Annotated in this window: 9 protein-coding genes and 1 pseudogene; 8 read left to right on the top strand and 2 right to left on the bottom strand. The window is 66.8% G+C overall.

The genetic code is table 11. From position 1 onward, the window contains the following. Positions 1 to 234, bottom strand: a pseudogene (locus ACIY1X_RS22445) (DUF736 domain-containing protein); the annotation flags it as partial. Between the two features lie 593 nt (positions 235 to 827). On the opposite strand from ACIY1X_RS22445, the gene ACIY1X_RS22440 reads away from it, so the two are divergent. The 8 genes from ACIY1X_RS22440 (at position 828) to ACIY1X_RS22405 (ending at position 5,850) form a co-directional block, all read left to right on the top strand. Further along, positions 828 to 1,157 carry a helix-turn-helix transcriptional regulator gene (locus tag ACIY1X_RS22440; protein WP_003116799.1) on the top strand — a complete coding sequence of 110 codons (330 nt, stop codon included), beginning with the start codon at positions 828 to 830 and terminating at the stop codon, positions 1,155 to 1,157. Positions 1,158 to 1,170: 13 nt separating this feature from the next. Continuing rightward, positions 1,171 to 1,641: an ArsI/CadI family heavy metal resistance metalloenzyme gene (locus tag ACIY1X_RS22435; RefSeq protein WP_003107243.1), complete on the top strand. Its 471-nt coding sequence runs from the start codon at positions 1,171 to 1,173 to the stop codon at positions 1,639 to 1,641. Between the two features lie 12 nt (positions 1,642 to 1,653). Next, positions 1,654 to 2,151, top strand: a complete 498-nt coding sequence (locus ACIY1X_RS22430) for an arsenate reductase ArsC (protein ID WP_013721777.1) — start codon at positions 1,654 to 1,656, stop codon at positions 2,149 to 2,151. Between the two features lie 10 nt (positions 2,152 to 2,161). Then, positions 2,162 to 3,247 carry an ACR3 family arsenite efflux transporter gene (gene arsB / locus ACIY1X_RS22425; protein WP_013721778.1) on the top strand — a complete coding sequence of 362 codons (1,086 nt, stop codon included), beginning with the start codon at positions 2,162 to 2,164 and terminating at the stop codon, positions 3,245 to 3,247. 17 nt (positions 3,248 to 3,264) lie between these two features. Further along, positions 3,265 to 3,687 carry an arsenate reductase (glutaredoxin) gene (gene arsC, locus ACIY1X_RS22420; protein ID WP_013721779.1) on the top strand — a complete coding sequence of 141 codons (423 nt, stop codon included), beginning with the start codon at positions 3,265 to 3,267 and terminating at the stop codon, positions 3,685 to 3,687. Between the two features lie 98 nt (positions 3,688 to 3,785). Next, a complete protein-coding gene (locus tag ACIY1X_RS22415; protein ID WP_003107234.1) occupies positions 3,786 to 4,088 on the top strand; it encodes a PadR family transcriptional regulator in 303 nt (100 codons plus the stop codon). Beyond that, a complete protein-coding gene (gene chrA / locus ACIY1X_RS22410; protein WP_003107233.1) occupies positions 4,085 to 5,314 on the top strand; it encodes a chromate efflux transporter in 1,230 nt (409 codons plus the stop codon). The genes ACIY1X_RS22415 and chrA overlap by 4 nt, the downstream gene beginning before the upstream one ends. Positions 5,315 to 5,319: 5 nt before the next feature. Beyond that, a complete protein-coding gene (locus ACIY1X_RS22405) occupies positions 5,320 to 5,850 on the top strand; it encodes a GNAT family N-acetyltransferase (RefSeq protein WP_249045031.1) in 531 nt (176 codons plus the stop codon). 207 nt (positions 5,851 to 6,057) lie between these two features. Here the strand turns inward: ACIY1X_RS22405 and ACIY1X_RS22400 are convergent. Next, a partial coding sequence (locus ACIY1X_RS22400; RefSeq protein ID WP_399684876.1) for a chromosome partitioning protein ParB occupies positions 6,058 to 7,860 on the bottom strand: 1,803 nt, incomplete at its 5' end.

Raw genomic sequence — 7,860 nt, 5'->3', positions numbered from 1 at the left:
GAAGCCGTCTTTGTCTGCGGTGAAGGTGCCGATGTTGGCCATGATGTTTTCTCCTTTCGGTTGAACAAGGTTCGCGCCCATCGCGTCCTTGTTGTGATCCGGCCGGCAGGGGACGGGCTGGCCGCACCGCTTGCGGTCGAAACGCAGTGGAGAGCCGGGAGGCGAAAAGAATTTGCTGCGCGAGGAAGCCGTGCAGCGGCGGGGAAATTGTTTTCGCCGGACGGTTGCAGCCATGAAGCCCGAGGCGCAGCCGCGCCACCGCCAGGATTCACAACGAGACAAGGACGCCTTGGGTCGAACCGCTCCGAAAGGAGATAGGGCCTGCTCGGCATCCCCGCTCGAAGGCTTCTCCGGCTCGCCCGCTGACGCGGGCGAGGTCAACCCCGCAACGACAGGCGAGAACGCCTCCACCACACCTTGCGGCGCCGGTCTTGAGGCGTGGCGTGGAAGCTCCATAGCGATGCCGGGCGGGTTGTCCGTGAACCGTCCTTCGTGACGTGATGGGCAGGAACCGCCAGCGTTGAGGACGGCACGCACCTGCATAACCTGCCGCAGCAAGCGCCAGCGTGTTCGCCAGCGCCCCGTTCATCGCGGCGGGGCGCTGGACGGGCCGATCCGGCGCAGCCGGTTCGGCCACATCGAGGGGCGCCAAGCTGCGCGCGGCGGGGATAGCCCGCAGGGCTTTCCCCTGGAGGCAAGCGAAGCGCGCAGCGCCGCAGGCGCGAAGGCGTGAGCAACTGTCTTGAAAGTCAAGCCTCGCAAGCGCGCAGGCTCCATTCAATTGAAGCGTTTTGCCAATGATTCAATAAATGTTGTATTATCGAATCATGAACGAGACCCAAGCCATTTCCGCCCTCGGCGCCCTGGCCCATACCCAGCGGCTGCGCGTGTTCCGCGCCCTGGTGGTCGCCGGCCCCGAAGGGCTGACACCCAGCGTCCTCGCCGACCAGCTCGACGTGGCCCGCAACTCCCTGTCCTTCCACCTGAAAGAACTGGCCCATGCCGGCCTGGTCACCATCGAGCAGCAGGGCCGCAACCTGATCTACCGCGCCGACTTCACCCAGATGAATGGGCTGCTCGGCTATCTGACCGAGCACTGCTGCCAGGGCGGCGCGTGCGAGGTCACCGAATCCTCCTCTGCCTGTACTTCCTGCTGAAAGGATCACCCCCATGAAGCGCTTTCACGTCCACCTGCACGTCGATGACCTGAACCGCAGCATCGGCTTCTATTCCCAACTGTTCGCCGCGCAGCCCGCGCGCGTCGAAGGCGACTACGCCAAATGGATGCTCGAAGACCCGCCGGTCAACTTCGCCATCTCCACACGTGGCAACAAGCCGGGCATCGACCACCTGGGTATCCAGACCGACGATGCCGAGGAATTGGCGGTGCTGAAGGCCCGCGCCGAGGCGGCCGACATGACGCTGCTGGACGAGGGCACCACGACCTGCTGCTACGCGCGCAGCGAGAAGCACTGGATCACCGATCCGCAGGGCGTGGCCTGGGAGCACTTCCACACGCTGGGCAACATTCCGGTCTTTAACGAAGCGGCGCCTGCAGCGACTTCCGCCGCAGCGTGCTGTACCCCGGTGCGCGGCAAGCCGGTGGGCGTTGCGGTGAAGCCGGCTTCCTCCTGCTGCTGATGTGAGATACCCATGACCACCGACAAGACCTACAACGCCCTGTTCATCTGCACGGGTAACTCGGCCCGCTCCATCCTGGCCGAAGGCATCCTCAATGAATTGGGCCAGGGGCGCTTTCGCGCCTACTCGGCGGGCAGCCACCCCAAGGGCGAAGTCCACCCACTGGCGCTCGCCACGCTGGAGCGGCTGCACATGCCGACCGCCGGCTACCGCAGCAAGAACTGGGACGAGTTCGCGGCGCCCGGTGCGCCGGAGCTGGATTTCATCTTCACGGTCTGCGACAACGCCGCCGGCGAGGTCTGCCCCGTGTGGCCGGGACGCCCGATGTCGGCGCATTGGGGTGTGCCTGATCCCGCAGCCGTCGAGGGCACCGACGAACAGAAGCGCAAGGCATTCACGGATGCGGCGCTGACCTTGCGCCGGCGCATCGAGCTATTCCTGTCGCTGCCGATGCAACGCCTGGATGCCATGTCGCTGCAGCACGAGCTGCGCAGCATCGGCACGAAGTGAGGTCTGCGCGATGAGTGTTGGAACCCAAACGGCCAGCCGCGTGCCGGCCGCCCCCACCATGAGCGTCTTCGAGCGCTACCTGAGCGTGTGGGTACTGCTGTGCATCGTCGCCGGTATCGCGCTCGGCCAGTTCGCGCCCAGCGTGTTCCATGCCATCGGCCGCATGGAGATCGCGCAGGTCAACCTGCCGGTGGGCCTGCTGATCTGGGTGATGATCATTCCCATGCTGCTCAAGGTGGACTTCGGCGCTCTCGGCCAAGTCAAGCAGCATTGGCGCGGCATCGGCGTGACGCTGTTCGTCAACTGGGCCGTCAAACCCTTCTCGATGGCGCTACTCGCCTGGATCTTCATCCGCCAGGTCTTCGCGCAGTGGCTGCCCTCCGACCAGCTCGACAGCTATGTCGCGGGCCTGATCCTGCTGGCCGCCGCACCCTGCACGGCAATGGTGTTCGTCTGGAGCCGGCTGACCGGGGGCGATCCTGTGTTCACGCTGTCGCAGGTGGCGCTGAACGACACCATCATGGTCTTCGCCTTCGCCCCAATCGTGGGCCTGCTACTGGGCTTATCGTCCATTACGGTGCCGTGGGACACCTTACTGGTATCGGTCGGTCTGTACATCGTGATTCCGGTCATCCTGGCCCAGCTCTGGCGCCGCGCGTTGCTGAGCAAGGGCCAAGCCGCCTTCGACCGGGCGCTGGAGCGCATCGGCCCTCTGTCGATCGCGGCGCTGCTGCTCACGCTGGTGCTGCTGTTCGCCTTCCAGGGCGAGGCCATCATCCGCCAGCCGCTGGTGATCGCCATGTTGGCGGTGCCGATCCTGATCCAGGTGTTCTTCAACTCCGGGTTGGCCTACTGGCTCAACCGTCGGCTGGGCGAGCAGCACAACATTGCCTGTCCCTCGGCGCTGATTGGTGCCTCCAACTTCTTCGAGCTGGCCGTGGCCGCCGCCATCAGCCTGTTCGGCTTCCAGTCCGGCGCGGCGTTGGCCACCGTGGTCGGCGTGCTGATCGAGGTACCCGTGATGCTGCTGGTCGTGCGCGTGGTCAACCGCTCGCGCGGCTGGTACGAATGCGGCCCGAACTCCGCCACCCGATAACCAACCAGGTCACTCCCATGAGCACCGTCACGATCTACCACAATCCCGACTGCGGCACCTCGCGCAACGTGCTGGCCCTGATCCGCAACAGCGGCGAGGAGCCCACGGTCATCGAGTACCTGAAGACCCCGCCCGATCGGGCGACGCTGATGGTGCTGATCGCCGCAATGGGCGTATCGGCGCGCGCCGTGCTGCGCGAGAAAGGCACGCCCTATGCCGAACTGGGCCTGGGCGACCCGCAGTGGGGCGATGACCGGTTGATCGACTTCATGCTCCAGCATCCCATCCTCATCAACCGGCCCATTGTGGTCACGCCGCTGGGCACGCGCCTGTGCCGGCCTTCGGAGGCCGTGCTGGACATCCTGCCGCAGCCGCAGCGCGGCGCGTTCCGCAAGGAAGACGGCGAAGCCGTGGTGGATGCGGAGGGTCGCAGGGTCTGAGACCTCCCGCACAAGCGGCAGGCAATCTGAAGTGAGGCTGGTATTATCGAATTTCGTTATCGATATTCGATATGAAAGAGAAACCTACTCCACGTGCCATGGAGCACCACGACCTGCTGTCGGGGCTGATCCGCCTGCATGTGCTGCACCACGCAGCCGAGCAGGAGATCTACGGGCAATGGATGATCGACGAGCTGGCCCACCACGGCTACCGCCTCTCCCCCGGAACGCTGTACCCGATGCTGCACAAGATGGAGCGCGACGGCTACCTCGTCTCCCGCCAGGAGCGTGAAGGGCGCACCGTGCGCAAGCTCTACACGATCACGCCCAAGGGCAAGGAAGGCTTGGCGCTGGCCAAGGACCGCATCCGGGAGTTCACCGGGGAGGCGATGCACAAATGACAGATTCCACCAACACCTTGCAGCATGAGGCCGCTGCCGCGCGCGGCTCACCCGTCGAAGTCTTCGGCGCCTTCCTCAAGCTGGGGCTGACCTCCTTCGGCGGGCCGATCGCGCATCTGGGCTATTTCCGCTCGGAGTTCGTCGAGCGTCGCCGCTGGCTGGATGACCGCAGCTACTCCGATCTGGTCGCCCTGTGCCAGTTCCTGCCGGGGCCGGCCAGCAGCCAGGTCGGTATGGCGCTGGGGTTGGGCCGCGCGGGCTGGCTGGGGCTGCTGGCGGCCTGGGCCGGATTCACCTTGCCATCGGCGATTGCGCTGATCCTGTTCGCCTTTGGCATCGCCGAGTACCAGGGGCTGGCCCAGTCCGGCTGGGTGCACGGGCTCAAGGTCGTCGCCGTGGCCATCGTGGCGCAAGCGGTCTGGGGGATGGCCAAGTCGTTGTGCCCGGACCGGCCGCGCGCCGCGCTGGCCATTCTGGCGGCGCTGCTGACCATGGTCCTGCCCTCGGCCGCGGGACAGCTTGCCGCCATCGCGGTGGCAGGGCTGCTGGGCTGGTGGACATTGAAGATCGCGCAACCCGGCGGCGGCCACGCCCACAGCTACCCCGTCTCGCGCAAGCTGGGCATCGTGGCGCTGCTGCTGTTTGCCGCACCGCTCGTCGGGCTGCCCCTGTGGGCGGCAGCCACGGACTCGTCCACGATAGCCCTGCTGGAAGGGGTGTACCGCTCCGGTGCACTGGTCTTCGGCGGTGGACACGTTGTGCTGCCGCTGCTGCAGGCCTCGGTGGTGCCCAGCGGCGTCGTGAGCAATGCCGACTTCCTGGCCGGCTACGGTGCGGCGCAGGCCGTGCCGGGGCCGCTGTTCACTTTCTCGGCCTACCTCGGCGCGGTCGCCCACGGACCGCTGCATGGCTGGATCGGCGGGCTGGCACTCCTGGGCACGATCTTCCTCCCCGCTTTTTTCATGCTGGTCGGTGCACTGCCGTTCTGGGAAGGGCTGCGCCACCGCGCGGGCATCCAGACGGCCATGGCCGGCATCAACGCCGGCGTGGTCGGTATTCTGGTGTCCGCCCTCTATGACCCGGTATGGACGAGTGCCATCCACAGCAAGGCGGATTTTGGGCTGGCGCTGCTCTCGTTCGGACTGCTGACGGTGGGGCGCGTGCCGCCGGCGCTCGTGGTGCTGTTAGCCGGGCTGGTGGGCTGGGTCATGGCGATGGGCGTCTGAATCTCATGTGGCACACCCTGACCATCCAGCTCCGACACGAAACCGCCGACGACATTGCCGCCATCGAAGCGGTCACGACCGCCGCCTTCGCTGATGCACCACACACCAGCCACACCGAGCAATTCATCGTGCGCGCCTTGCGTGCCGCCAACGAACTGACGCTTTCCATCGTGGCCGAAGAACATGGGCGCGTCGTCGGTCACGTCGCGCTGTCGCCAGTAACGATCACCCATGAGCACAGGCGAAAGACCGAGGGCTGGTATGGGTTGGGGCCGATCTCCGTCCTGCCGCCAAGGCAGGGGCGAGGCATCGGTTCGCGCCTGATGGAACAGGCGCTGTCTGAACTGCGGGCTATGCAGGCCGCAGGCTGCGTGCTGCTGGGAGATCCAACGTACTACAAGCGCTTTGGCTTCCAGGCCCATGCGGGCTTGCAACTGCCGGGCGTGCCGCCCGGCTATTTCATGGCGCTGGCCCTGCATGGGACAGTGCCGGAAGGCATCGCGCACTACAGCGATGCCTTCAACGCCGCCGCCTGAGCCAGCGCGAAGGCGGCGGCGTTTTAATTCGGCTATTGGCCTTGAACACCGGGCGCGGCCACTGTCGCACCCGGATTTCGCGTCCACCGCGCCCAGGGCGGAACGGCCTGGGCGCGGTGCTGATCGCGGTTATTCCTTCGTCTCGATGCGCCACCACACAAAGCGAAGCGCCCCGGTCGAGGCCGGGGCGCTTGCCTTCGGCGCGGGTCAAGCGGCCAGTGCCTCGGCGGGTTCATCCGCCATTGCCTCGGTATCCTCCGGGGCGTCCTGCTCCGGGCCTTCTTCCTGCGCGGCCTCCTGCGGGCCTTCGGCCTTGAAGATGGCGGGCATCCAGCCGGTGCCATCGGCCAGCCGCTCGGCCTCACTGGCAATGTCGGCCTTCTTGAGCTTCGCCAGCCGGGTGACGAATTCCGGTGCAAACGCGCCCACGGCATCCAGAATCACGGCCTTGGAAACGTGCTTGAAGTAGCCTTCTGCGGTCGGCTTCCACCATGCGGCCATGTCGAGGCCCACGGCCTGCGCCAGTTCCTTGCCGGGCTGGTGCGGCGTGGCACGGGGCGTCACCACGTCCACCGTGGAAGCCACGCACACGGCCAGCAGCCGCACCAGTTCGTCTTGCGACTTCGCCAGCAGCGCGGCGAACAGTTCGGCGCTGTCCTCCGGCAAGGCTTCACCGGCTACCTGTTGCAGTTCGCGCAGCGCCACGGCGGCAGGCGATTCCGGCCAGTCCGGGGCCATGCCTTCCAGCCGGTCTTGCGCCGTGAGGCGCACGCCGAGTGGCAGTCCATCGCCGTAGGCGTCGGGCTGCAAGACCTTCTGCACCATGCCATGCACCAGCGCGGCCAGCGCGACGTGCGGATGCCGTGCGACTTCGATTTGCAGCGCCGCCGTGCGATGGGCGCTCAACCACTGCGCCAGCCGGTCGGACAGGCTCGCGGCCTTGGGCGCGTCGTCGGCGTCCTCGTGCTCGTCGTTGGCGGCTTCGCCTTCGGTGCTGCCGAAACCGCGCCGCAGCTTTTCAAGCGTGCGCAGCGCCTTCGCCTCGGCTTCGCGCAGCAGGCCGCGATGAATGACGGCCTCGCCGCTGCGGTCGATGGTGACGATGGCACCGGCCACCTCGCGCACTTCGGGGGCATAGCCTTGTAAGGCGTCCTCCGCGTCTTGCAGTTCCCCGACCACCTGATCGCGCCGCTGTTCCAGTTTCTCGGCCTTGGCCTCGTCCTCGCTGCTTTCAACTTGGGGGGCTTCTTCCAGTTCGGCTTCGATCTTTTCGAGGCGGGTTTCCAGCGAGGCGATGCGGCGAGCCTCGCGGCTGGTCGGCTCGCGGCGGTGGCGCGGGGCGTTCTGGAACGCCTGCCGTTCCTCGTAGGCCAGACGCGGCACGGCCTCCACCCATGCCCATCCCTCGGCGCGCACGTCCTCGGCCAGCATTGCCAGCTTGTCGCGCACCAGCGTTTCCAGCACTGCGGTATCGGTGAGGTAGGTTCCGGCATCGCCTTCTGCGAACAGGTCGCGGCGGATGCCGCCGCCTGCCTGCCGGTAGGCGTCCAGCCCGACGAAGCGCACCAGCGCGTGCGCGGCGTCGATTTCGCGCTCGGTCAGGCGCTCGCGCAGCTTGGACGGGCTGCGCTGCCATTCCGGCGCACCATAGAACGCGGCTTCCTGCGCGGTGTGGTCGTCGGTGATGGTCAAGGCCATCAACTGTTCCAGCGTCGCGGCTCCGGCGCGGTAATCGGCCAGCAGGCGCGGCGAGACGTTCGCCAGCTTCAAGCGGCGCTGCACCACCAGCGGGGACACGCCGAAGTCTGCGGCAATGTCCTCCACCGAGCGGCCTTCCTTGACCAGCGCGGCGAAGGCCGCGAACTGGTCGGCGGGGTGCATGTTCTCGCGCTGCACGTTCTCCGCGAGGCTGACGGTGCGGGCGGACGCATCGGCCACCAGCAGGCACGGCACTTCGTAGTCGGCGGGGATGCGCTTCTTCTTCGCCAGCAGCTTCAAGGCGGTCAGGCG

It is taken from the genome of Xenophilus sp. (genome assembly GCF_044462705.1).
Lineage (GTDB): Bacteria > Pseudomonadota > Gammaproteobacteria > Burkholderiales > Burkholderiaceae_C > Xenophilus > Xenophilus azovorans.
The sequence above is the reverse complement of the archived record's forward strand: the minus strand, read 5'-3'. Positions and strand labels throughout refer to the sequence as shown.